Below are 258 nucleotides of genomic sequence, written 5' to 3'. Positions count from 1 at the left end.
TTGCCGAAGCGCTTGTGGACGTTCTGCACCAAAAGCCGCATCAGTACCTCCCTAAAAGGCCCCTTCGCCGCACCCCCGCGTAGACCCAGGCCATGGCGAAAAGCCCTGCCCCGAGGAAGAGGAGGGCCTGCACGAAGGCGAGGAGGAGAAGCCCGGGGGACGCCCCCTCCCCGGTGAGGGCGAGCTTCAGGAGCTGCGTCCCCGGGGCAAAGGGGAGGGGGGTCATCCAGGGAGCGAAGCGAACCAGGGAGAAGAAGT

The 258-nt window shown here is 66.7% G+C and carries 1 pseudogene; it reads right to left on the bottom strand.

What is annotated here, in order from left to right:
• Positions 1-40: 40 nt before the first annotated feature.
• A pseudogene (locus L0D17_RS13430) lies at positions 41-258 on the bottom strand (ABC transporter); the annotation flags it as partial.

The organism is Thermus thalpophilus (genome assembly GCF_022760915.1).
Lineage (GTDB): Bacteria > Deinococcota > Deinococci > Deinococcales > Thermaceae > Thermus > Thermus thalpophilus.
The sequence above is the reverse complement of the archived record's forward strand: the minus strand, read 5'-3'. Positions and strand labels throughout refer to the sequence as shown.